Genomic DNA, 25,212 nt, shown 5'->3' with positions numbered 1-25,212 from the left:
TACCACTAAGTTTTTTGACTTTTAACGATTCCCTTACATGTTAAGCCAAAAAAGTACTGATATACTCTATCGCTCTTTTATCCTGTACATGGGCATAATGATCACCCTTTAACATCTGAACTTTTACTTGATTTGATTTTATTCCTTCCACTTCTTTCTTTACTTTTCGTTGCGCAGCAGCTGGACTATTTTCCCGATTTCCATAAAGAAGCAAACAAGGCATTTGAATTGTTTTTAAGATTTTAGGTGGATTGCTCCTATAAGCAGCTAACAACAAACTAATCCCCGATAAATTACTTGATCGTTGGTTTTCAATGGCTTCTCTAATAAAAGGACTATCTTCAAATTTAAACTTTTCAATAACTTTCTTAATTTCTTCCTCTGTTTTAGGCTTTGATACTTGCTCATCGTATGATTCTTTCCCTAGTAAACGTTGTCCAAATAATTTATGACAAATACTTATGATAGGTAAGAAGTATCCCGTTTTACCGAACATTTTAACAGGGAAACGATTAACCCTATCATATCCGATATCTAAAAGAATCAGTCGATCTACTTTCTTAGGATAATAGAATGCATATGCTAAACCAATAATTCCCCCTAATGAGTGCCCGATGATAGCAACTTTATCTAAATGATTCTTTTCGATATAGCCATGAAGCCAATCAGCCATATCTCTTTCTGTCACTACACCTTCAATTCCAGTACTCTTCCCGATACCAGGTAGATCAATCATATGTGTAGTAAACTCCTTATGTAATGCATCCGCTATAGGCATCCCCATACTTCCTGACCATCCAGTACCAGGAAGAAAAATAGCAACCTTATTACCTTTTCCACTTACAATGGAATAATATTGTAGCATTGTGTCCCCTACCCCTATATATGTCAGATTTTCATTATCTACTCTTGATGAATAAGCTCTTTACCTATTCACTAATCAATTTTTTGATTTCTTGAAAATTTGGACTCAATTCACTCCACACATCAAATTTATTCCCATCTAAATCAGCAAATACAAAGTTTCTTCCAGCATGACCTCTATTTTCAATATTCCCAACTTGCATTTCACTTTCCATAAAGAAGCTATGTAATTCTTCTAAAGCATCGAGCCCATTTACCTCAAAAGTCATGGAAAAACGTTCATTGCCGTTACTATCGATGAAATTCGAACTTTGAGTCTCTTCTGCCTTCACTAAGAAAAAGCTTTGATCTGCTAGATTAAGAATCACCTTCTCTTCGTCTTGATAGCTCAGTACAGCACCTAAGTTCTTTACATACCACTTTGCAGAAATGTCTACATTAGTTACTGGAATATAAGTAGTTCCAACCCGCACTAACTTATTACTCATTATCTAAGCTCCCTTCAATTTGTTCTTTATATAATTCTATAAATTTATATTTTTACCTCTTTACCCCTAATTTTATTGTAAAAACCACAAAAAAACAGCAGAAACAAATTCGTTTCTGCTGAATCTTTAACTTGCTATGTTATTTAGATAAAACGAGCAATATCCTCTAATGGTAAACGTGATGAGCCGAATGCTGGTGCTGCTGCTTTACCGATAGCAATTAATACGATTGGGAATTCATTCTCAGGTAATTCAAATCGCTCTGCAAATTTCACTTTATCAAATCCGCCCATTGTTACTGTATCGAAACCTTTTTCTTTTGCGATCAGCATCAATTGCATAGAAATTAGACCTGCATCAAAAGTTGCGATACTTTGTCTTACTTCTAATGGTGCTGCTGGGTACATACGCATTGTATTGTTGATTGTGATGTTCTTCTGTTCTTCACCCATATGGCCTTCTTCTACATTTTGTGTGTAGATTTTTTCTACGTTTTTGTACATTTCAGCATCACCTAAAACGGCAATAACTGCTGAAGATGTTTCAATTTGTTCTTGATTGTTACCAATTGCGCGAAGTTCTTTTTTCGTTTCTTCATCTTGAATAACAAGGAATCTCCATGCTTGTAGGTTACTTGAAGAAGGTGCACTTGTAGCTTCTTTTATGATCTCTTCAAGTTGTGCTTGAGTCATTTTAAAAGTCGGATCGTATTTACGAACTGATTTTCTGTCTTCCATAATTGTATATAAACTTTTTTCTGTTGTAGTTGTCATTATATTTCCTCCTAAAACTTACTTAAGGTAAGTTGATAAATAAATCTTACCATTAGTAAGTTTATACGTCAATAAAAAAGTTTTATATGTTACAATAGAGGAAAATGCATTCACATGCGGGAGGTTGTTTTATGACTCAACCGAATTGTACACATAAATGTAGTAGCTACCATCAAGCAATTGAATTTATCGGAAAACGCTGGATGGGGATGATTATTTATTCTCTGTTATCAGGCCCTAAACGTTATCACGAAATTCACACTTTAATTCCTGGAATTTCTGACCGCTTACTAACAGAACGCTTAAATGAATTAGTAGATGCTGGCTTAATCAATAAAAAGCTAATTGACTCTTCCATTAAAAAAGTAGAATATGAGTTAACACCAAACGGTTTGGCATTTAATGACGTCATTGTATCTATTCAGAAATGGATTGATCTATGTGATTTTGAAAAGCAAACGAATGAATCAAAATAGTTATAGCGTATTTTACTATCTAATAGTATGCAAAAAGCCATTCATCTAGGTTAAGACTAGATGGATGGCTTTTGTTTATTTCATACTAAAAATTTCTATATTGTTGATTACAAATGTGTTTGTTTACCAAACCATTTTATAGTAGATTTGTTTGAGATGGATTTATATATTTTTAAGCTTTTTCTCATTTAAATAATCTTTGTAGACTAAAACCGCAACAACAATAAAGCTTAAACTTACAATCCGGAAGATCATTTCTAAACTAATCCATTCAGCTAAAATACCTAATACAAATGCGCTAACTCCAACGCCAACGTCAAAACTAGAAAAGAAAGTTGCATTTGCCGTGCCACTTTTTTCTTCACTTACCTTTTGAACCGTCCATGTTTGTAAACATGGCATAACTGTTCCATAACCTGCTCCAAATAAAATCGCTGCTATTATTAGACCAATATCATTTGATGCATAAGACAGCATAACAAGTGATAAAAACCCTAACATAGCTGACACAATGATAATAGACCACGGTCCTTTTTTGTCATACCATTTCCCAGTAAATGGACGTATCAAAGTTGCTACAGTTGCATTGATAAGGAAGAATAGAAAAATATGATCTATCCCCTTTTGCTTTCCAAAAAGAACCAAGAATGTAATAACCGCTCCAAAACCAAGTGTTGTAATAACAGTCAGTAACGCTGGGAACCACACTTCTTTTTCAAAAATCATATCCAAAAATCGAAATGGTTGCTTCTCACGCATTACAGTTGTAGGAGATGCTTTTACAAATTGAAGCGCAATTACAGCCAATAAACTAAGTACTACGGAGGAGCAAATTAAAACATCGAAGGAAAACGACTCATATATAAGGATACCGATACTCGGTGAAATAATAGCCCCTACCGTTGTAGAGATAGAAAAATACCCCATTCCTTCTCCTAACCGTGACTTAGGAATTAAATCGACTACCATTGTACTATTTGCTGTGGTTGATACCCCCCACGCTGCACCATGGAAAATGCGTAACAATAGAAAAAGCCATACAAAATTAAGAAATGGATACAGCATTGTAATAATCATTAAAGCTGCACTTGCACCAATGGCTAGACTTTTTCGTTGGTTATCGATTAAATAGTACCCTACAAAAGGTCTGATTAAAACAGCACCTATCGTAAATAATGTTGTCACTAGACCTACTTGAATGGAAGATGCATTTATACTTAACAAATAGGCTGGCAAAATAGGGAGCAACATATCAAACCCTATAAAAACTAAAAAGTTGCTAATAAATAAGAATATAAATGGTTTACTAAAGATTCTTTGATTTTTCATATAACTATTCCTCGCTTCTAAATTATTCTCTAAGTTAGAAGCGTTAGGATCACTGAAACGTTTTTCAATTGTCTAAGGTTTTTAGTCAATTTATTCACCCTCTTTATTTAATAATAGTTGGACTAATATAATTTTTAGATTATACCAGACTTCAACATTATTAACAAATTACTTTTTTTAACAACTATTTTATACTTTATTATTCATGTAACAACTCTATCGTCACTTTATATATATGTAGTTTAATTTTGTTTATAGAAAAACAGTTACCATCTCTTTTTTCGAATAACTTTCTCACTCTACATTCCATATTAATTAAGAAATAAAAACAGCTTGCTGATGAGAATACATCACAAGCTGTTTTTATTAGAAACATTAAAATGCTCTCCTTCTAATGAAAGAGAATTTATTTTTTGACTCCTATTGGGATACAAAGAGGTGATTGATCCACAGGGTTTTGAATAATAATTGAAGATAGTCCAAACACATCTTCAATCATTTTCTCAGTGAATACTTCATCAGGCGGGCCTTCTCTGTATATCTGCCCGTTTGAGATACTGATTAAGTAATCTGCATAACGCGCAGCTTGGTTTAAGTCATGCAAAACCATGACAATCGTTCGATTGTGCTTACTATTTAGTGAACACAACAACTCAAGTACTTCTATTTGATGAGCTAAATCTAAATAAGTAGTCGGTTCATCGAGAAGCAACAGCTCTGTGCCTTGCGCTAAAGCCATTGCAATCCATGCTCGCTGACGCTGACCGCCTGATAGAGCATCTAACGTACGATCACCTAAGTAATCCATTTTAGTTGCTCTTAAAGCTTCATCTACAATTTCATGATCTTCCGCAGAATAACGAGAAAGTAAACCTTTGTGAGGATGGCGTCCATAATAACAAAGTTCTTTAACCGTCAAATCTTCAGGTGCTTCAGGAGACTGTGGCAAAATGGCCAGCTGTTTCGCCACTTCTTTTGATGAATGTCGATGAATATCTTTACCATTTATATAAATACTTCCTGCTGTAGGCTTTAACAACCTGGCTAAAGACCGAAGAATAGTTGATTTTCCACAGCCATTTGAGCCAATAATAATGCTAATTTTCCCTTCTGGAATGTGAAGATCAATATTATTAATAACAGAAATTGAATTGTACGACAATGAAAGTTTTTCTGCTGTTAGTTTTGTCATTACTATTCATCCTTTCATTTACTTTTTCTGTTCACGGCGCAGTAGATATAAGAAATATGGGGCACCAATGACAGCTGTTACAATACCTGCTGGAATTTCAACTGGAGGGACGATACCTCTTCCTAAAGTATCCGCGATCAATAAAAACAGCGCTCCTACTGTTCCTGAGACTGGTAGTAAAAATTTCGAACGGCTTCCTACTAACCTTCTTCCGACATGCGGGGCAATTAAACCGATAAAGCCAATTGCTCCGACAACAGCCACAGATAAGCCTGTCAATATAACAGCAATGCTTAATAAAACATAACGAACAAATTTTGTTCGTTCTCCTAAACCAACGGCAATTTCATCTCCAAGATTTAAGATGTCCAACTTCGATGCAAAAATGACTATGAATGGAATAAGGATGATAGAGGGAACCAAAATCCATATTTCACTCCATCCTCTTCCCCATAAACTTCCTGTTAACCAAAGAAGTGTAGTATTTACATTATCAGGAAATTTAATCATGAAATATTGAATTCCTGCTTGGCAAATCGCCCCTAAAGCTACTCCGACAAGTGCTAATGTATGCGGCTTTGCCCCTTGAGCATACGAAAATATCATGAGAATAATTGCAATAACCGCTGCTCCTATAAATGCTGCAATAGGTAATACCAGTATAGAAGCTGTAGGAAATACAATTAATACAAAAACAGCAAACAAACCCGCTCCTTTTGTAACCCCTATAACATCAGGTGAAGCTAGAGGATTTTTTAAAATCCCTTGTAGGATTGCTCCTGCTACGGCTAAAGATGCCCCAATTACAATGGCAATAATCATACGTGGAATACGGTAATTATATAAAATAAACGTATTATTTTGTGAAGTCCCACTTATATTGCTTAATATATCAAGAGGGGAAATATAGATAGCACCTACACCTAAGCTAATAATTGCGACGATTAGCAGAAGTACAAGAAAGGCACTTAGTATCCCATATGGATGTTTTCTTTTGGTCATTGTTTGATATTCCTCCCTTTTTTAGCCAGATATAAAAAGAAAGGAGCTCCGATAAGTGCTGTAACAATTCCAACTGGAGACTCAAAAGGATATGCAATAAAACGTGATAACACGTCAGCATAGACAAGTAAAATGGCTCCTAAAAGGGCTGAGAACGGTAAAATCCTCTGGTAGTCTCCTCCGACTAACTTTCTTGCAATATGAGGAACGATAAGACCAACAAAACCGATTGGACCTGCTACAGCAACTGATGCACCTGCAAGCATAACAACAATCACTCCCGCAAAAAAACGAATCCATTTTACTTTTTCACCTAAACCCGTAGCCATATTTTCACCTAGAACTAATATAGAGATTGAACGTGACATGCTAAATGCAAAAAACAGTCCAAGAACAAACCATGGAAAGAGAATTTTGACATGGGTCCAGTCTTTACCATTGATAGAACCTACAAGCCAGTACAGCACATCGGTTGCTTGTTCATTCAACACAATAACTCCTTGTGTAAGTGATGATAAAAACAAATGGACTGCCATACCTGCAAGTGCTAGTTTCACATGTGTGGTTTTACCGCCTGATGCAAATAAATAGACGGTTATTCCTCCTAACGCTGCTCCTAAAAAGGCAATATATACAGTCGTTTGTGAATTCAATTCCGGAAATAGAATCAGTGCCATCACAATCGCTAAAGACGCACCCGCATTTACGCCAAAGACTTGCGGAGATGCTAAAGAGTTCCTTGTAATTGCTTGCATTAGTGCTCCTGCTACAGCAAGACTGGCACCAATAAGTGCTGCAAGAACAGCCCGTGGAAGTCTAAGCGTCTGAATAATCGTTGTTTGTTTAGAATCGTCTGATGCAAATAATGCCTTTAACACATCTATAAAACTTATGGATGAAGAGCCGAAAGCAATATGTATAACCATTCCGACTATTAATAAACAAACACTGACAAATGCGACTATATATTTATTCGCTTTTGGCTTTAGAACGATGTTAGTCATTTTACAACACACTTTCTCAAGTTTTCTTTTTAAACAAATAGAAGCAAGAATAGAAAATCTATTCTCACCCCTATTTTTAACCATAATTATTTTACTTTTATTCTTCGTTTAGTAACTTAACCGTATCTTTTCCAATAGCCTCAGCTGATACTACACCTCGGTATCTTGTCCATAAATCACGATCAACTACAAAAACTTTGTCATTTTTAACAGCTTTCAAATTCTTCCAAAGAGAATTTCCTTTCCATTCATCTGTTAAAAGTTTACCTTCATTATTTGCTAAAATTAAGATATCTGGGTTAATATCAGACAACTGCTCTAAGTTCATTTCAGCATATGCTTCTTTGTTTTGTACTGCGTTTTTAAGACCTAACTTTTCAAGAAACTCTCCGTCAAATGAAGAAGACGTGTGCGCTTGAAATGAAGTATCTCTTACAACGGCTGGTAACACTGTCTGATCTTTTTCTTCTTTTAATTCATTTTTTAATTCTGCAATGGTTTTTTCATGTTCATCTAAACGTTGATTTGCTTCCTTTTCTTTTCCAACTGCTTTAGCAATCGTTTTAAATGAATCTACATTTTCTTCATATGTTGACTCACGACTCTTCAACTCAATTGTTGGAGCAATTTGTTCAAGATCTTTATAAATTTCCTTATGACGCTGATAGTCTGCGATAATCAAGTCTGGTTGCAATGAACTAATCACTTCTAAATTAGGCTGTTGACGTGTTCCAACAGAGGTATAATCTATTTTGTCTCCAACAAGCTTTTCAATCATATCTGTTTTATTATCATCAGCAATTCCGATTGGCTTCATGCCTAAACCTTGAAGTGCATCAACAAATGATAATTCAAGAACGACTATTTTTTTAGGATTTTTAGGAATGCTTGTTTTTCCTAGTTCATGCTGAACAGTCACCTTTTGCTTGTTATCTAAATTTTCTTTTGATGAATCTTGATTCGATCCGCATCCTGCTAACACTAATAATATGGATATAATAGCGTAAATAATTGCTAATTTGCCTTTTTTTATTTTCTTCATATAAGATGTATTCTCCTTTGTTGTAAGGTCATGACAACGATAATGATAATCATTTTCATTATTGAATATTATATTCTTATAGCTAATAAGTCAATATATTTATTATTTTTTTATTTAAAATGCGTGATTTTTAATAATTTTTTAACAAACAAAAAAGCTCCCCTATTTTAAGGAGCTCCAATTTTTCACTTAATTCCAATTACTAAAAAAGGTTGCTTTCTCTATAAGATAAATAAATTTTTTGCGATTTAAAGTTTTAGTTAGTCATTTTTGAAAATTCAGTATTAGTTATAGGACAGTGCAACCAACTACAAGAAATGATAATATGTATGATGAGTAAAGGATTTTGCAATAGATAAATATTGTTTTTATATGTTGCAATAGGAGGATATAAATGAATAACGAACATAATTTTTGGCTTGATTTACCGAAGCCATTTTTTATATTAGCACCAATGGAAGATGTCACAGACGTTGTGTTTCGCCACGTCATTAGTGAAGCAGCAAAACCCGACGTATTTTTTACGGAGTTTACAAATACAGAAAGTTATTGCCAATCTGACGGAAAAGATAGTATGCGTGGGCGTTTAACGTTTACGGAAGATGAACAACCTATTGTCGCTCATATTTGGGGCGATAAACCTGAGTTTTTTAAACAGATGAGTATCGATATGAAAAAACTTGGTTTTCGTGGGATTGATTTAAATATGGGCTGCCCCGCACCAAACGTTTCATCAAAAGGAAGAGGTGCTGGATTAATCCAACGTCCTGAAGTGGCAGCAGAAATTATTCAAGCAGCAAAAGCCGGTGAATTGCCAGTTAGCGTTAAAACAAGATTAGGTTATCACGACATTGACGAATGGCGCGATTGGTTAGGACATGTATTGAAACAAGATATTGCGAACCTTTCTATTCACCTTCGTTCGAAAAAAGAAATGAGTAAGGTAGATGCTCACTGGGAACTAATCCCCGAAATAAAAAAACTTCGAGATGAAATTGCTCCAAATACGTTATTAACAATTAACGGAGATATCCCTGACCGAGCAACAGGTTTAAAATTAGTAGAACAATACGGCATTGATGGCGTAATGATTGGCCGCGGCGTTTTCACGAATCCATTTGCTTTTGAAAAAGAACCTAAAGAACATAGTATGATAGAGTTTCTCAATTTATTACTTTTACAATTAGATCTTCATGATAAATATTCAAAAGAAATCGAACCTCGTCCATTTAAGCCACTTCTTCGCTTTTTCAAAATCTATACTCAGGGATTTAGAGGCTCGAGTGAACTAAGAAACCAATTGATGGATACAAAATCAACGGATGAGGTCCGTCGTTTAATACAACTATTTTTAGAATTAGACTAAGTCAAGCATGGGACACGGAGATGGGTTCCGCTTCCTACAAAAAAATTAATAATGACTAATAATCTAGTAGATGAGGCATCATTTTGACTGGTGGAATAAGCGCCCCCTGAAAGAAGGTGGGCGCTATTTGACGCTTACTTATAGCCTCATTCCCTTAACGTTGGGATAACGTGCTGTTTCAAATATTTAATCATTGCGGTTCGTTCTGCTGACAAAATAAACCCTTCGAACGGCATCCTACTTTTTTAATATATCTTTCTATATTCTTATTAAACTAATCTGCCCCTTTAGTTTAATAAGAAAAAAGAGCTGTCTGAACAGCTCAAAGATCTTCTACTAAAGCACTCCTTTTGTTGAAGAAGAACAGTAATCATTACTAAAAAATCGTTCCTACTCATGATACGTTCAACGAGATGTATCTTATTGAAGTTTTAACACTCATTATATAAAAAAATGACCTGCCTATAAGACTAGTCATTTCATGATAAAAGTTACTTACTAACTTTGATTCGCTTATTTGCACTCACATGTTTTTTAGGTATATGCAAGGTGCTTACTAAAAGTTTGGTTCCTGTTTTCTGTTTACCGATATATGCGCTAAATTTACCTTTGCTATCCGTTTTTACTTTTGCAATACGTGCACCAGCAGGATAATCATAATAAATAGAGATCCATGTATTCTTCTCTGAGTAACCTTTTATATAACTACTTCTTGAAGTTACTTTGTTTATTTTTAATTTCGCCTTTTTATAATCTTTTACTTTAATATACTTTTCTGTTCTATTTCCTGCAAAGTCTATTGCTGTAAATTTGTAGCTTCCATTTTTATAAACAACAAATGGCAGACTATGCCCTGATAATGCTTCTTCTAATGGTATAATTTTATTATAATTATTTGGATAAATAACTGTCTTAATGCCAGATTCCGCATCTGCAACTTCTATGTTTAGCTGATAGTTACCTGTACCATACTCTAAAGAGGGTTTATTTATCGTTATTTTAGGTTTTTTCATATCTATATTTTTAATATCGATAGTTATTTTTTTGGCTTTTCCCCAGATCAATTCTTTATCTTTATCAAATATATACCAATTATACACTCCGTTTTCGGTTATTTGAATCACTGCTTTATTAGATTGTTCATTATGTAAATCATAAATATAGTTATTTCCTCCATTAGAGTTTGAGGTGTCGATAGTAACTGTAATAGGTTTATTCGTTAATTTCCTATTGCTAAAGGTAATTTTAGCATTTACTTCATTTTCTATGATTGTAGGTGAAAAACTTTCAGCAAATCCTTCGCGTGGATTGCAAAATATAACCAAAGATAACATAGCTATTAGTAATAATACCTTGTACAACTTTTTCACTCTTAATCTACCCCTTTTAATTTCTTATGACATTTTCAAAAAGTCAAAGAATAAACTGAAATACAATTTAAAGACATCATATAACTATTAAATTTTACCATACTACCCATTATTAATGGTAAATCACTTCTTTTTTCTTTAACCATTAATCTTTATCGTTAAATGATAATGATCATATTAAACTAACCTGTCCCTTCAGTTGAATAAAAAAAGAGCTGTTTGAACAGCTCAAAGATCTTTTACTAAGCCCCCAGAAGGATTAAAGTTCAAAATTACCTTCAAACTCTTTTTAAATATCCATATTATCCAATCAAAAATCAGAAAGCTTTTCTCCTGTTAATATTTCAAATAAATCAGTAGAATTTTCCACGTTAAGTCGAACATACTGATCAACACCTCTAACAACCTCTAATTTATCTTTATTTGGACTTATCCAAATTTCATATAACACTGCTTTTTCAGACGATTTAGGATTTTTAGATTGAAATGCAAACTTATAATCAGCAGGACGTACCATATCTACTTTGGCGTTTTTCCAATCATCCCTATTCAATATAATATCTTTCACCTTTTGAACTTGTTTATTATCAATAATTTCTTTGAAGTCTTCATATTTATTTTCATCACCAATACGCTTTTGAACTTCTATATATTCTCCTTCGTCTTCTTTTCCATTAGAACACCCTGTAATAACAAATAAAATCATTGCCAATGAAACAAATAAGGTCTTTATAAATAATTTCATATGAACTCCCCATTTATTTAATAAGTCGACCTTCGTTATAAAAATTCCATTTCATGCGTCAACAGTATATGTCTTACTAAAGAGTTAGCGAATTTAAGGCGTTGATACGTGAGGTAACAAATTCCTTGTTCAACTAATCTACCTTTTTAGTTGAATAAAAAAGGTACTGCTCAAAAATCCCCTACTAAAGAACCCGTTTATTTAAGTGCATTTTTTCACAAAAATGAACTACATCCTTCTAAACCCATTGCCAAAAACTCACTAAATTTCACTAAACCACCACCCAATAAGAATTCCAACGTAATAAATACACATCCCCTTTTTTTGTGAATTACTTTCCTAACCTGCTACATAATTAATGTACAACTCTTCGCAATTTCTATTATATTTTAACATAAATATCCAATTATCTTCAGAGAAAGTCTACTACAAAATGGTCCTTTTGTTTAACAATGATACATACCACTCTTCGAACCTACCCCTTTAGTTGAATAAAAAAAAGAGCTGTCTTAACAGCTCTACGCTCTTCTACTTAAGCACCCGTTAGTACAATAAGTTCAATAAAATATAACGTTAACCTTCTTAGTTCAAGAATCATCGTTTTTGTACAGCAAATAAGAAATCCCACTCCTACATTTACAAAAAATATCGGATTCTTTAAGGAATCCGTTAGTTCAAGAATCATCTATTTGCTTATTTCTATCCCGTTCTTTTTCTTATTGCATATACGACTACCAACAAAAGAGGTAAAAAAAGTCCGATTGATAATGTTAAGGAATTACCCGTTGTACTGTCCCAATGTTGTTGGTACATGACATTTGGATAAATCACGAGAGAAAGGACAACTGCAATCATGCCTAACGGTAATGTTAAAGGGCGGTAATCTTTCAAATTCAGAATTTGTGCCATCCCTAAAACGGAAGCGTAAAAATAAAGGGTCGTCTTAAAATAGAGGGTGATAACCCAAAGTGAAGCCATTAATCCCTCAATACGCTGTACAAAATTCCCGATATTTATCTTTTTGGTCAGTTCATAGCTTGGATAAATCTCACTTGCAGTTTTGTCAACACCTAATACCGTAACGCACAAAATTGTAATAACTATGATGACAATGCCGCCAATTAAGTTTCCAATTAAAAAAGATTTTTTAGCTTGTTTCATTTTGTTAATAACGGAAGGAAAAATCATTAAGAGAACAATGGCATCAACTGAAGATACTATGACATAAAAAATAGATGATTGAACAATCTTTTTTGTCCCCATCTCATATACAGGCTGTATGTTTTCAAACTTTATTTCAGGTGAAATAAACACCACTAAAATAAATAAAATGACGAAGAACACGACAATTAAGATTTCTGCAGTACGAGCGAAGGTTTCCAATCCAAGACGGACTCCCATCACCACAATCCCCGCCATAAGAATATTAAGGACTACCATTGGAGTATTTGGCATCATATGGATATTTAAGAATAGCCCAAAATAATACAAAAGTTCTGAAGCAAAAAAAAGGGACGTGAGTACAAACAAAGTTGAAAAGACTTTACCTATCCATCTTCCAAATAGTTTTTCAATGATTTGGACATAGGTTAGGTGAGGGAACCAATGTGCTATAGTGATGAATAGCCATATGATTAATAAACCGATTCCCGTACCAATTATAGCGGCAATCCAGGCGTCTTGCTTCGCGTCGGTTGCTAATGCTGATGGTACAGTTAAGATGCTCGTACCAATCGTAAATAAAATAACTAAAACTAGAAATTGGTACGGATTTATTTTAACGTCTTGCATCATTTCATATCATACCTTCCCCTCTACACTGTTCTTTTATTTCAACAAAAGAGAAATAACATCATCCAGCGGTTTAAAAATAAAAGTGAGTAAATCAAATGGATTTGGAATAGGTTTTTTAAATCCAAAAAGTGTAATACTTAGACCTACCCCAATTGCAAGAAGAATTGAAAATACAAATAACTCTTTTTTATATTTTTTTTCTAAGAGAGGTGGAACTTCAATCCATAGAATGACTGCAGCAATTACGAGTATTCCAATACTTTTTATCATAATTATTCTACCTCTATCTCATCTAAAAATGAATTACCTTCTGTACCAGTATGCACAATTTTTACGTCAACTTTAACATTCGCCGTCATCTCAGGAAATTCCTCATCCCACTGCTTTTTAATCTTTTTCCATTCTTTCGGATTAGATCGATGAATGGCTTCACCAAATCCAAATATGTCTGACTTAAATTGTTTTTGTATCGTTTCAATGGTCATATTATAAATCTCTTCCAGCTTATTTTCAGTATTCTTCTCTAGCTTAACAATTGTTTCTTGATCATTAAGATTAATTTGACACTCTACTTCCCCAACATTTCCTTTTACTTTAATATTGACATCCACTTCAGGCTTACCTTTGTTTATTTTGCCTTTTATTTTAGAATCGAATTGAATAATCTCTAAAGTGGCTTTCCCCTTTTCAGGACAAGATATAGCAGTTACAGTTTTTTGCACTTCGTTGACGATGCCATTATACCCTCTGCTTTGCCGTTCAGTTAACCAGCCTACCAGTTTATCTTTTTTAAACACCGCTAATTCATCATATTTAATTTGCGCAGAAGGAGTAATCGATTCCACATTCTGTTTGCTTGATCCCATTTTTTCCCCGGTTACTAGAATCCCTGTTAATACGGCTTCCTTTCCATCAATTGTAAGATTGGCTATCAACTCATCTAATAAAAAGCCGTTCGTTGCAGCCCAGAAAGCTTCTGACGTTTTAAGCGTGTTAAACATATGATTGGCGGGTATATTTTCAATCGTTGTTGTGACATTCAGTACTTCCCCTGCGGTCATATCCTTAGCAATAACAACAAAGAAATCAGATCGAAGTTCCCAATCTCTTGACAGAAAATCTAAGGATTCGGCTATACCTTCTTCAGCTAAATCCTCACCAAGCACAAGCGTTCGAAGATGTCCAGGATATATTTTCCGAGGCGAGTTCTTTGTGATTTTTCGAAGGGCTTCATATACCGTTTCTCCGTTTGCCTGAAACAGGGTGACTGGTGAACGCCCAGTACTTGTTTTCGCCGATATTTCCGAAGGAACAACCACTTGAGCAGTTACTTGGTATTCATCTTCTACTTTATCGATTCCTATTGCCAACGTAATGCCAAGCTCATTTAATTCCCTCCGGTCCCAACACCCCGTAAGAAAGAGACTGAGAATCAGAAGAACAAACATGCACTTTTTCATCTTTTAAACCCCTTCATGCTCCTTGTTTTTTGATGTTTCTGGTTTTGCAGCGGCTGAATCTTGTTGCCTAACGATATTTTGTTGATTGATTAGACGGGGTCGAGTAAACATTTTCCATATAGGAAAGCGAATAAACGTATCCTTTTGATCAGAAAGATTAAATGGAGCAAGTGGAGACATATATGGCACTCCAAAAGAACGCAAACTGCATAAATGCAGAAGTAGAGCAATTAAACCAATCGTTATTCCTAATAAACCAAAAGAAGCAGCTATTGCCATAAACCCAAAGCGTAGTATCCTGGCAGAGATAGCTAAGTCGTAAGTTGGAGAAACGAAACTAGCAATGGCTGTTATTGAAACCACGATTACCATCGCTGCAGAGATCATGCCTGCTTCAACCGCTGCTGTTCCAATTACAAATGCCCCTACAATAGACATGGCTGAACCGATGCTTCGTGGCATTCTTAATCCTGCTTCACGCAAGATTTCAAAGGTGATTTCCATTATAATTGCTTCAACAAATGCCGGAAATGGGACACCTTCTCGTTGGGCTGCCAGACTAATAAGGAGTGCCGGCGGTAGCATTACATGATTAAAAGTTGTGACCGCAATAAATAATGCAGGTGCAAGCAATGCAATCGTGAATGCAAAAAAGCGAAGGAGACGAATAAGACTCGCAATATCCGCACGCTGATAGTAGTCTTCCGAAGATTGAAAAAATTGAACGAATAATGCTGGAACAATTAGGACAAATGGTGTTCCATCTACAAAAATGGCTATGCGTCCTTCTAATAATGCTGCAGCTACTACATCCGAACGTTCCGTATTAAATATAGTTGGAAAAGGTGAGTATGGTGTATCCTGAATCAATTCCTCAATATTTCCACTTTCAAGAATTCCATCAATATCTATTTTATCTAAACGCAAACGGACTTCTTTCACTATTTTGTCGTTTGCAATTCCGTTAATATACATCATGGCAACATTCGTTTTCGTCCGTTTTCCAATAACTTTTGATTCCATCCAAAGATTTGGGTCTTTAAGTCTTCTACGAACTAAAGCTGTATTTACACGCAAATTTTCGGAGAATCCCTCTCGCGGTCCTCTTACTACCACCTGGGCTGTTGCTTCCGTTACTCCACGCTCAACCCAATACCTATTGGAAATGATTAAACCTTGGGCATATCCATCGATTAAAATAATCGTATCCCCCGATAAAAGTCCAGTAAAAAGCACTTCAAAATTAGTTAGTTCTTTAATTTCTCCTACTGTCATGGCAAAATCTTTTAATACGGTAATAAGATTTTGTTCAGGAGATAGCTTTTCCTGTAATTCGGTCTCTTTAAAATCGAGCATGAGCGTTTCCAAAATGAAATTTTGTAATGCGGTTGTATCAGTTAATCCATCTGTATAGATAATACCGGCTTTAATAGTTCCTTCTTCTCCAATTCGAATTTCTCGAATGATAATATCCGAGCTTTTTCCTATGGAATCTTTTATTATTTGTATATTTTCTTGAAGATTTGCTTTTAATTCGTTTGTTGAACTTGTCGTCATCATTTGGCTAGCTGAAATAGAATTGGAATGTATTTTAGAATTACTTTTCTTTTTGAAAAAGCCCATACACTACCTCATTTACTGTTTGTTTTTTTGCGTATTTATATTTAATTTTGTTTATTACTTTGCCAATTAGGAAAATATTGTTGATCCGTTAACTTTTCTATTAAACCTGTTGATGAGATATAGATTCTCATTTTCTTTAGCATAAGGAAACTCCTTTTAGCGAAAAAGTCTGAAAACACATATAATCAGTTCAGATTTTTTAAATCATACTACATTTAATAAATAGCAGGATTTTTTCGGCATATCTTCTAATTTATGGACAAAAATGAACGAAAAAATACACTTCCAAAATATACCTATTAAAAAGTTACTGCAATGATTAATAAAATTTACCTCTAAGTCTAAGTAATCGTGCTCATTATGTAACTGGGTATTTTCATCAAGAGAAATGTCTACAATCCATCATGGTAAATACTGAAATGAACAACGAAAACGAATAATTAATAATATTAAACATAAAATTAACATCATTATCTTTTTTCAACAAAAAAATTAATTTTATTATTTATATTTTTGATTTCTCGTTATATAATATAATCGAATCAACTAAAAGGAAGGGTTTCATTATGGCTTATAAAGTAATCACAAATTGTCCTGTCTGCAGTAAAACATTGAAAATTACAAAGTTGCAGTGCACTCATTGTCACACTACGATTGAAAATGAGTTTGAATTATCTAAGCTGGCATCCTTATCAAAGGATCAGCTTCATTTTGTGGAAGTATTTTTAACATGCAGAGGAAATATCAAAGAAGTTGAAAAGGATCTGGGGATTTCATATCCAACAGTTCGAGGTAAGCTAACGGACATCATTTCATCCCTTGGATATGTGCAGAAGAAGAAAAATGAAGTAGACGAGAAAAAGGTTGTCACCATGTTGGAAAATGGCGAAATCACACCAGAAGAAGCCATTAAGCTCTTAAAAGAGGAATAGGGAGGAATTTATCATGAAAGAGGAAATTACAAGAGTGTTAACAATGGTTCAAGAAGGGAAGATTGATGCAGATAAGGGATCAGAACTGATTCAAGTATTAAAAGAGAAAGAAGAAACAGGTAATAAGCTTCTTGAAAAACCGACTAAGTATTTAGATAAAACATTAAAAATTCGTGTTGTATCAGCCGAAAATGATAACGTCACTGTCAATTTGCCTATAAAACTTGTCAAGGTAGTATTAATGGCTGGACACAGCGTCGCAGCGAGTATTCCTCAATCGGAAAAATACGTTAAAGATATTGACATAAGCCTAATTATTGAAGCAATCGAAAACGAATTAGATGGCCAAATTGTTGATATTAAATCGGCAAACGGGGATACCGTTTCTGTCATCATTGATTAGTGATTTGCTTATGATGTATGTAAAAGTGAAAGCAAAAGACGTTCGGTTTACCATCCCAATTCCATATACTATTTTAAACATTGTTATTTCAATTTTGTCTTCAAAATTTTTTCAGCAAAATGCAAACAAATGGACAAAAGAACACTTCGAAAGAAAAAAACTGGAATTTACCTTTCCACTAATAGACAAAAAAACGCTAAAGCCTATCGTCAAGGAACTGAAAAATTATAAAGGGATCGTGCTAGTAGATGTCAAAGCTAAGGACGGTACTGAGGTTAAGGTTAGACTATAATTTATTATTGAATACACTGACCACTGACTGGTATTTTGAAAAAAAGCCTAGTTTCTTGCTTACAATACCGAGAAAATTAGGCTTTGACTACTTTATTATAGCCACTATTGCAGAAAAAAGAGAGTTCATCTTCAATAAAGGCGTCCCCTACAGTTTGATAAAAGAGTAGCTGAGAAGTTTGTCTTTGTCCTAACATCAATCTACCCCGCTGACTTTATGTACCACATCCCATCTACGTACTCTCTCTTGCTTGATAGTAAAGTAACTTCCCATACTTCTACATCTTTATTGACTTGCTCTGAATATTGATAGCATATTGTAGGCAACTCAATGTTCTTCAAGTAAAGCACAGGTTAGTTCAAGAACAATTACTCATCTCTTTCGTAAATGTGATAAAAATAAGGCCCTACCCCGTTAGTTGAATAAAAAAAAGAGCTGTTAAGACAGCTCAAAAATCTTCTACTAAAGCACCCGTTACTTTAAGTGTAATTTTTCACAAGCCTTGCGTTAGATAGCTTATTTCTTAGAATTATATCTATTTCCTATTCCCTTAAATTCTTCACTGTCAATCATCGGAGGTTCATCATCTTTCTCTTTTAATATCAAACCGAAAAGTCCAGAAATCAATGCAAATATGAGTGAACCCTGCCAAGTAATCGCAATATTCGCCATGAAGGTATCGAGTAATTGAATTAACTCAAAAGTAAGACCCGTATTCAAAATAAATGACAACCATCCCTTACTTGATTGAATTATACCGACAGATTTCAAAGCTTTTGGTATCGCATTTGTAATGAGTGAGAGAGGTATTTCAAGGAATACATACATAATAAAGAAAAATATTAAAGCACCAATTGAATCATAATGAAATCCAAGTAATCTTAAAAATATGTATTCAAAAAAAGTAATACCAAGCAGAATTATTAGCACAATAGACGTACAAATTACTATTGTTTTAATTTTATTTATTATAAACGTACCTCCTTACTATTCTGTCCGTTAGCTTAAGTCCATTCTTTCACGATTTTCATTTATCTTACTAAACATTATTAAATAATCTGACCCGATTATGGAATAATCTTATATCTTTTTACCATAAGAAACCCCTTTAGACAATTTACATCTAAAGGGGTAAAGCTTCGCAACTTTTTTATAAACCTCGCGACTTTATTTTCAATCCACAATTACTGTTGGTTTAGAATTAAGTTTGATTATAAATCACTCTAAATCCTTGATTTCAATGCATATAATATCAATTGTTTTGAATTATATTCATGTTAGAGGTTGAACCAATATTCCTACACGTTCAAAGTATGGATAAAAGGTGTTAGGATTAGTGCCCAGATGACTGTAAAGATGGCAGTCAGAATGTAGGATACACTGGAGGTTGTTCCCTCTTTTTCCCCGATTTTAAACGCTTTTGCAGTCCCAAGTGCCTGTGCACCCAAACCATACATCATGCCGATAGACAATGGATGCTTAATGGAAAAGTGCTTCATTATAGTTGGTCCTATGAAGACACCAACAAAGCATGTCAACATACTAAAAAGAACAGTTATGGCAGGAGTCCCTCCAATGGATTCAGACAAACTGACAGCAATTGGAATGGTGACAATGCGAGGAATAATACTAAGCATATAATCCTTTCCCATTGCAAGCAGGTAAGTACATAAAATTCCAGAAACAACAGCAATCAAGGAACCGGCTGCAAGACTACATACAATCACGCGCCAATTTTTCACCAGAAACGACCAGTTTCGATACAATGGAATGGCTAATGCAACGGTTACAACGTCTAACAATTTATTTAGTGGAAAAGTGCCATTTGCATATTCTTTGTATGGTATATCCATTATCAAAAGGAGAACAATGAGCATAACAGGTGTTAGAATGATTGGTGAAAATAACAATCCTGGTTTTTTCCGATTAATCTTTTTCGCCAAAAAATAAAATAGGACAGTGATAATTATATAGAAGATTTTGGTAACCATTTCCTTGCTTCACCGTCTTTTCTTTCTAAAATCCTATCGGAGATGACTCCTGTTGCTATCATCATAAGTGCTGTACCACTAACAACAATGAATAAAATAATTAGTCCTTTGATGCCAAATATCCATGAATATTCCATAAATCCAACGACTGCCGGTATGAAAAATAACATCATCTCGGAAATAATAAGCGTAGCCCCAGCTTGCACCCAATTTAATTTAATCAAGCCTAAATGAAGACCGAAGAATAATAAAATCATCCCGATAATACTTCCTGGAATAGGTACATGAAGAAGAGAGACAATATAGTCACCGATCCAGGTAAATGCAATAATAACCCCAATTTGCAATAAAATTGTTAAGCCCTTTTTCAAGAGCAACACCTCCGCAATAGAACAATATGTAATATAGATCATTCTACTTTGAGATTCCCGATTCGTAAAATATATAAAAGACATCAAAACTATTCCATGAAGTTATAGTTAGGTTTTTCCTTCTTGAAGATAAGTAATGAACTCCCGAACTGCATAGGAAAGATACTTATTCTTTTTATAAATCATTGCCAATTCCCAATCAATCTGAGGTGAAGTAATAGAAACAATAGAAACCTGATCCTTAAATCGGTTTGCTACCGACTTAGGAACAACAGATATCCCAAATTGTGCCGCTACCATCTCTCCAACGATATCCCATAAGGAACTTTTGTAGACTAAATTAGGTTCAAATCCCGATCGCAAACAGGCCTTCATTACTACATCATGCAGAACATATTCTTCGGTAAAGAGAATAAAGGCTTCTTCCTTTAATTCGGATAAAAGTACTGATTTTCTTTCCGACAGCCAATGATCCCTGTCAACAATGACAACTAGTACTTCTTTGAATAAGGGGATGGATTCAAACACTTCAGAGTCAACTGGTGATACGGTAATACCAACATCCACTTCCCCTTGTACTACTTTTCGTTCTAATTGTTTCCCGCTAAATTCGACCATTTGCATTTCAATTTGCGGATAACCCTTTTTAAAATCAGCCAGCACGTTCGGAAATAACATTACACCCAAAGTCGGCATTAATCCCATTTTAATGGTTCCCTTTTTTACATGAACGACTTCGTTTACAGAAGAATGGATATCTTCCATCATCTGCAAAATTTTCAATGCTTGATCATAAACAACCTTGCCCGCATCTGTCAGCTCCACTTTTCTCTCCGAACGATCTAGCAACGTCACTTGAAGCTCCACTTCCAGGCTTTTTATCATCTTACTAATGGAAGGCTGAGATACATGTAGGCTCTCAGATGCCTTCGTAAAATTCTTTTGTTTGGCTACTTCTACAAAATATTTAAGATGTTGAATATCCATTTTAAAACTCCCCCGGTACTATAATTATAATTCCTTCCCGTCATACTAAATGGTTCCATATTTTCATTTTGAACAACCTTCTAATTCATTATATTTTATTGTGTTCGATTCTACATAATTGAGAAGATGATTTTTGGACATCCTTTAACATATTCATGCATTCTTAAAAGTGGTAAATCTCGATATTCAATGAAAATTGTATATATCATTGTTTTTAAAGACCTTCATATTTTTATTGGTGGTCTTTTTATTCTTATTACATAAATGTTCAATTTACTTATAAAGGGTTATTCCACAAAATTACCCATTAACGGAACAACAAAAGGTTGTTCATAAAGGCCACTTTTATTTGTTCATCAAAAGTTAGAGGCTCAATAGTTGGAGGAAGTTCTTTAGATTTGATATCCAAAATCGGTATATGGTTATTACTCGTTTTCTTTTGGCTAACTTGAATAGAACTAACATATTTCCCCTCACAATCTCACAATGCTTAGTTGTTAAAGTTAAAAGAAATTCATGAACATCTTCTTGTTGAACAGTATCCAAAGATTCTATATGATTACAGTTATTTTGAAATCATCGGACTAACCTTATTAATACTTCCATGTCCGTCTTTCTTGCAAAATACCCCTCCTAAACCCTTTATTGAATACGAAATTATGAAGTTCATTATCTTCTTCCACTAAACTCCCCCGTTAGTTGAATAAAAAAAAGCTGTCTAAACAGCTCAAAGATCTTCTAAAGCATTACAAGTCAGTCCAAGTAGAGTTTACGCTTTCTTCTTGGAGTGGTATTAGCTTTGAAGTAGTACCTATATTTATTTCAATGATATATTTCCTGAAGAGGTTTCCAGCTGCACTTCATAATCTCCGGTCCCAGATGTTCCTTTTGTTTCTTTTTTGCTTTGTTGATTATCATTTAATACAATACCGACTGAACGTCTTCCGCTGTTAGATTTGAGAAGTAGCGTTGCATCAGGTTCATCCTCATTCAATGAAATGTCCACATTCCCACTTGTCGTAGTAACGTGAACCTCACTATGAAAGTGAAGGAAGTCAAGTTTTACACTTCCGCTTTTTCCATTAACTTGTAAATTATGAGTTTGAAGATCCTTACCAACGATGCTACCGGAGGAGCCATTAACAATGATTTCACCTTTGAATTCAGTAGGAATCCGAACTTCCAAATGGGGCATCCGATTGATTTTAAACAGACGGGTTATATCATTTTTTAATCGAATCGTTATTTTTTGCTCCCCCTCTTCCATTTCAATCCCTGGACCATTGTCGTACAAATGTAAGTACGATTCCAATTCATCAATATCCGCTGATACTACATCTATATCGATGCTTCCATTCTCTATATAAATGCTATCTATATCTTTAAGTGAGGCCATTTGAATGTCTTCACTTTCCCCACCCCCTGCACAGGAACTTAAAAATATTATAGTAAGAATAAGCAACATAACCTTACAGTATTTCTTCATTTTTACCATTCCTCTCTTTGGATACCATTATAGAAGGTGACCCCTCGTCAGTTTCAAGGTATATATAAATTAATTAATAAAGTTCTAATAAATACTTGAAGCTTACCTTGCGTCATTTTGTATACTGTTTAGTAACTACTTTTTTTGCAATATCTAGTTAGATTAGAAAAATAGGGGGATTAGATGAAACAAGACGATATTATTATTTATGGTTGTGTCATTATAGGCGCTGGTGTTGGACTGACTCTGGATAATGCATTTCCTGGTGTGCTGATTGGCTTGGGAACAGGGTACTTACTTAAAACTCTTTTTCGTAAAGAAGAATAAAAGTTGAATGAATAAAACAGTTGTTAACGATTAGGTCTTAACGTACAGGAAGGTAGGTTTATCAGTTGATACACATTAACAAAGTGGGAGAGCTGACAGGTGTTACAGTAAGAACACTGCGTCACTACGATAAAATCGGATTATTAAAACCAACGTCCAAAACAGAAGGTGGTCATCGTTTATATACGAATAAAGAAATACAAAAACTACAGCAGATTCAATTTTTAAAAAAAATTGGATTTCGCTTGAATGAGATTAAGAATATGCTCGCTTCCAGTGAGTGGGATTGGTCGGATAGTCTAAAGAGTCAATTATCATTTGTATTAAAAGAACAGGAAAACTTAAAGAAAATAGAACAGTCCTTACGGGAGTTGATACATGGAATTGCTATTGAAGGTGAAGAAAACTGGATTGCAATTCAGAAGATCATGCAATTATCCAGTAAAGATAAAGAAATACAGCAGGATTATAGAGAATCTGTATTTAAAGAAAGAGAAATAAAGCTATGGAAAAAGGTTCCCAATATGACAAGTGACAGTTCTGATTCACTAGAATGGATCGCTCTGATAGGTCAGTTAAAGCGTTATATCAAGGACGGTCCAAAAGCAACCAAAGTTCAAAATATCATTAGAAGAATGGATGAAAAGCGTTTAGAGGAATTTGATGGTGAGAATGAATTTTTAGATAAGCTGTGGGAAATAAGGATGTCGCAAGAGCAGTCAGAGAAACTGGGATTATATCCGATTGATCAGGATGTGCTTGAGTTGATGAACCAGGCATATGTATTTTTTATGGCTGAAAAGAATAATCCTCAACCGGAATAAGGGGGAAAGAATGGTGAGTACAGAAATACTTCTCCTGATAGGAGGTTTGGCGTTACTGGATACGTTAAGCCCTGCTACATTAGGGGTAACGGTGTATATACTTTTAACAGATAAAGAGAAACTTACCAAACGTTTATTGGTTTATTTATTGACGGTTGCCGGATTTTATTTTGCTGTTGGAGTTTCACTTATGTTAGGATTAGTTTTTTTGTTTGAGATTATTTCTGGCGTATTTCAAAATCGAATCGTAAGCTGGATAGTCTTTATTATTGGCACAATTTTGCTCATCGCAAGTTTTTATGTTCCAACAAAGAAAAATTCAGACCTGCCTTCTCCAAAATCAAAAAGCATTCTCTCAATTGTGGCTCTGGGATTCACTACTTCATTAATTGAAGTAGGTACTGCATTTCCTTATTTTGCAGCAATCGGAATAATGACTACTTCTAATCTATCATGGATGGAATGGTCTTCTATTTTAGCTGGATACAATGTTATCATGGTGATGCCTTCCCTCTTGCTGTTTCTCTTTTATCTCCTGTTTGGTCGGAGGATGCAAAAACCTCTTAAGAAACTTCGGGTGAAAATAGCTAATAATACAGGATCAGCTCTTTCTTGGATAATGTGTATTGTTGGAATTATCCTAATTTTTAATAGTCTGGATTACTTGTAGGGTGTTTGACCAAAGTATTAAATAAGGCAGAAAATGATTATCATATACATCTTTCTCTTTTAATATCAAACCGAAAAGTCCAGAAATCAATGCAATATGAGTGAACTCTGCCAAGTAATCATAATATTCTCCATGAAGGTATCGAATAATTGAATTAACGCAAAAGTAAGGCCCCTATTCAAAATAAATGATAACCATCCCTTACTTGATGGTTATGGAATAATCTTTTCTCATTTTTACCATTAGAAACCCCTTTAGACAATTTACATCCAAAGGGGTAAAGCTCTACTTTATTTTCAATCCACAATTACTATTGGTTTAGAATAAAGTTTGATTATAAATCACTCTAAATCCTTGATTTTACTGCATATAAAAAGCAATCATTTTGAATAATGATTGCT

The 25,212-nt window shown here is 34.4% G+C and carries 27 protein-coding genes; 8 read left to right on the top strand and 19 right to left on the bottom strand.

Annotation, left to right across the window (positions count from 1 at the left end; translation table 11 throughout):
* Positions 1-40 precede the first annotated feature (40 nt).
* The 3 genes from MKY02_RS09525 to MKY02_RS09515 form a co-directional block, all read right to left on the bottom strand.
* On the bottom strand, positions 41-865 hold the full coding sequence (locus MKY02_RS09525) for an alpha/beta fold hydrolase (protein ID WP_038182533.1): 825 nt from the start codon (positions 863-865) through the stop codon (positions 41-43).
* 64 nt (positions 866-929) lie between these two features.
* Positions 930-1,352 (bottom strand): VOC family protein, encoded by a 423-nt coding sequence (locus tag MKY02_RS09520; RefSeq protein ID WP_038182536.1) that lies wholly within the window; start codon positions 1,350-1,352, stop codon positions 930-932.
* Between the two features lie 143 nt (positions 1,353-1,495).
* Positions 1,496-2,125, bottom strand: coding sequence for a nitroreductase family protein (locus MKY02_RS09515; RefSeq protein WP_038182539.1), 630 nt, complete (start codon positions 2,123-2,125; stop codon positions 1,496-1,498).
* 131 nt (positions 2,126-2,256) lie between these two features.
* On the opposite strand from MKY02_RS09515, the gene MKY02_RS09510 reads away from it, so the two are divergent.
* Positions 2,257-2,601, top strand: a complete 345-nt coding sequence (locus tag MKY02_RS09510) for a winged helix-turn-helix transcriptional regulator (protein WP_038182542.1) — start codon at positions 2,257-2,259, stop codon at positions 2,599-2,601.
* A gap of 162 nt (positions 2,602-2,763) precedes the next feature.
* On the opposite strand, the gene MKY02_RS09505 is transcribed toward MKY02_RS09510, so the two are convergent.
* From MKY02_RS09505 to MKY02_RS09485, 5 genes are all read right to left on the bottom strand, one after another.
* Positions 2,764-3,930, bottom strand: coding sequence for an MFS transporter (locus tag MKY02_RS09505; protein WP_340711053.1), 1,167 nt, complete (start codon positions 3,928-3,930; stop codon positions 2,764-2,766).
* Positions 3,931-4,336: 406 nt separating this feature from the next.
* Positions 4,337-5,122 carry an ABC transporter ATP-binding protein gene (locus tag MKY02_RS09500; protein ID WP_038182547.1) on the bottom strand — a complete coding sequence of 262 codons (786 nt, stop codon included), beginning with the start codon at positions 5,120-5,122 and terminating at the stop codon, positions 4,337-4,339.
* Between the two features lie 18 nt (positions 5,123-5,140).
* The gene (locus tag MKY02_RS09495; protein ID WP_038182550.1) at positions 5,141-6,124 is read right to left on the bottom strand and encodes a FecCD family ABC transporter permease; all 984 of its coding nucleotides are present in this window, start codon (positions 6,122-6,124) and stop codon (positions 5,141-5,143) included.
* Positions 6,121-7,128, bottom strand: a complete 1,008-nt coding sequence (locus MKY02_RS09490) for a FecCD family ABC transporter permease (protein WP_038182552.1) — start codon at positions 7,126-7,128, stop codon at positions 6,121-6,123. Before MKY02_RS09490 ends, MKY02_RS09495 begins: the two co-directional genes overlap by 4 nt.
* A gap of 97 nt (positions 7,129-7,225) precedes the next feature.
* Positions 7,226-8,170, bottom strand: coding sequence for an ABC transporter substrate-binding protein (locus MKY02_RS09485; RefSeq protein ID WP_038182555.1), 945 nt, complete (start codon positions 8,168-8,170; stop codon positions 7,226-7,228).
* Positions 8,171-8,564: 394 nt separating this feature from the next.
* Between MKY02_RS09485 and MKY02_RS09480 the strand changes: the two genes are divergently transcribed.
* Positions 8,565-9,536 (top strand): tRNA dihydrouridine synthase, encoded by a 972-nt coding sequence (locus MKY02_RS09480; RefSeq protein WP_038182557.1) that lies wholly within the window; start codon positions 8,565-8,567, stop codon positions 9,534-9,536.
* 491 nt (positions 9,537-10,027) lie between these two features.
* Here MKY02_RS09480 and MKY02_RS09475 read toward each other — a convergent pair whose 3' ends face one another.
* From MKY02_RS09475 to MKY02_RS09450, 6 genes are all read right to left on the bottom strand, one after another.
* On the bottom strand, positions 10,028-10,906 hold the full coding sequence (locus tag MKY02_RS09475; protein ID WP_340711050.1) for a hypothetical protein: 879 nt from the start codon (positions 10,904-10,906) through the stop codon (positions 10,028-10,030).
* Positions 10,907-11,216: 310 nt separating this feature from the next.
* Complete coding sequence (locus MKY02_RS09470) at positions 11,217-11,651, bottom strand: hypothetical protein (protein WP_340711047.1); 435 nt, start codon at positions 11,649-11,651, stop codon at positions 11,217-11,219.
* A gap of 699 nt (positions 11,652-12,350) precedes the next feature.
* Positions 12,351-13,445 carry a GerAB/ArcD/ProY family transporter gene (locus MKY02_RS09465; protein ID WP_340711045.1) on the bottom strand — a complete coding sequence of 365 codons (1,095 nt, stop codon included), beginning with the start codon at positions 13,443-13,445 and terminating at the stop codon, positions 12,351-12,353.
* Between the two features lie 33 nt (positions 13,446-13,478).
* Positions 13,479-13,715 carry a hypothetical protein gene (locus MKY02_RS09460; RefSeq protein ID WP_038182570.1) on the bottom strand — a complete coding sequence of 79 codons (237 nt, stop codon included), beginning with the start codon at positions 13,713-13,715 and terminating at the stop codon, positions 13,479-13,481.
* A 2-nt stretch (positions 13,716-13,717) separates the two neighbouring features.
* A complete protein-coding gene (locus MKY02_RS09455; RefSeq protein ID WP_340711044.1) occupies positions 13,718-14,905 on the bottom strand; it encodes a Ger(x)C family spore germination protein in 1,188 nt (395 codons plus the stop codon).
* Between the two features lie 3 nt (positions 14,906-14,908).
* On the bottom strand, positions 14,909-16,528 hold the full coding sequence (locus tag MKY02_RS09450; RefSeq protein ID WP_038182574.1) for a spore germination protein: 1,620 nt from the start codon (positions 16,526-16,528) through the stop codon (positions 14,909-14,911).
* 566 nt (positions 16,529-17,094) lie between these two features.
* Between MKY02_RS09450 and MKY02_RS09445 the strand changes: the two genes are divergently transcribed.
* The 3 genes from MKY02_RS09445 to MKY02_RS09435 are packed head-to-tail and all read left to right on the top strand — an operon-like array spanning position 17,095 to position 18,155.
* On the top strand, positions 17,095-17,460 hold the full coding sequence (locus MKY02_RS09445) for a DUF2089 domain-containing protein (protein WP_038182577.1): 366 nt from the start codon (positions 17,095-17,097) through the stop codon (positions 17,458-17,460).
* A gap of 13 nt (positions 17,461-17,473) precedes the next feature.
* Positions 17,474-17,863, top strand: coding sequence for an SHOCT-like domain-containing protein (locus MKY02_RS09440; RefSeq protein ID WP_340711042.1), 390 nt, complete (start codon positions 17,474-17,476; stop codon positions 17,861-17,863).
* A 10-nt stretch (positions 17,864-17,873) separates the two neighbouring features.
* Positions 17,874-18,155: a hypothetical protein gene (locus MKY02_RS09435; protein ID WP_340711041.1), complete on the top strand. Its 282-nt coding sequence runs from the start codon at positions 17,874-17,876 to the stop codon at positions 18,153-18,155.
* 516 nt (positions 18,156-18,671) lie between these two features.
* Here the strand turns inward: MKY02_RS09435 and MKY02_RS09430 are convergent.
* The 5 genes from MKY02_RS09430 to MKY02_RS09410 all read right to left on the bottom strand — a co-directional run bounded on the left by MKY02_RS09430 (position 18,672) and on the right by MKY02_RS09410 (position 22,990).
* Positions 18,672-19,085 (bottom strand): YrvL family regulatory protein, encoded by a 414-nt coding sequence (locus MKY02_RS09430; RefSeq protein ID WP_235175699.1) that lies wholly within the window; start codon positions 19,083-19,085, stop codon positions 18,672-18,674.
* Between the two features lie 368 nt (positions 19,086-19,453).
* Entirely contained in the window at positions 19,454-20,146 is a 693-nt protein-coding gene (locus MKY02_RS09425; RefSeq protein WP_076065356.1) for an LrgB family protein, read from the bottom strand.
* A complete protein-coding gene (locus tag MKY02_RS09420) occupies positions 20,122-20,526 on the bottom strand; it encodes a CidA/LrgA family protein (protein WP_425318991.1) in 405 nt (134 codons plus the stop codon). Before MKY02_RS09420 ends, MKY02_RS09425 begins: the two co-directional genes overlap by 25 nt.
* A gap of 99 nt (positions 20,527-20,625) precedes the next feature.
* On the bottom strand, positions 20,626-21,504 hold the full coding sequence (locus tag MKY02_RS09415) for a LysR family transcriptional regulator (protein ID WP_038182596.1): 879 nt from the start codon (positions 21,502-21,504) through the stop codon (positions 20,626-20,628).
* A gap of 817 nt (positions 21,505-22,321) precedes the next feature.
* Entirely contained in the window at positions 22,322-22,990 is a 669-nt protein-coding gene (locus MKY02_RS09410) for a DUF4097 family beta strand repeat-containing protein (protein WP_038182600.1), read from the bottom strand.
* Between the two features lie 183 nt (positions 22,991-23,173).
* On the opposite strand from MKY02_RS09410, the gene MKY02_RS09405 reads away from it, so the two are divergent.
* The 3 genes from MKY02_RS09405 to MKY02_RS09395 all read left to right on the top strand — a co-directional run bounded on the left by MKY02_RS09405 (position 23,174) and on the right by MKY02_RS09395 (position 24,811).
* Positions 23,174-23,317 (top strand): hypothetical protein, encoded by a 144-nt coding sequence (locus MKY02_RS09405; protein ID WP_038182603.1) that lies wholly within the window; start codon positions 23,174-23,176, stop codon positions 23,315-23,317.
* A 65-nt stretch (positions 23,318-23,382) separates the two neighbouring features.
* Positions 23,383-24,141, top strand: a complete 759-nt coding sequence (locus MKY02_RS09400; protein WP_038182607.1) for a MerR family transcriptional regulator — start codon at positions 23,383-23,385, stop codon at positions 24,139-24,141.
* A 10-nt stretch (positions 24,142-24,151) separates the two neighbouring features.
* Positions 24,152-24,811: a GAP family protein gene (locus MKY02_RS09395; protein ID WP_038182611.1), complete on the top strand. Its 660-nt coding sequence runs from the start codon at positions 24,152-24,154 to the stop codon at positions 24,809-24,811.
* Positions 24,812-25,212 lie beyond the last annotated feature (401 nt).

It is taken from the genome of Viridibacillus sp. FSL R5-0888, assembly GCF_038009105.1.
GTDB classification, from domain to species: domain Bacteria; phylum Bacillota; class Bacilli; order Bacillales_A; family Planococcaceae; genus Viridibacillus; species Viridibacillus arenosi.
The sequence above is the reverse complement of the archived record's forward strand: the minus strand, read 5'-3'. Positions and strand labels throughout refer to the sequence as shown.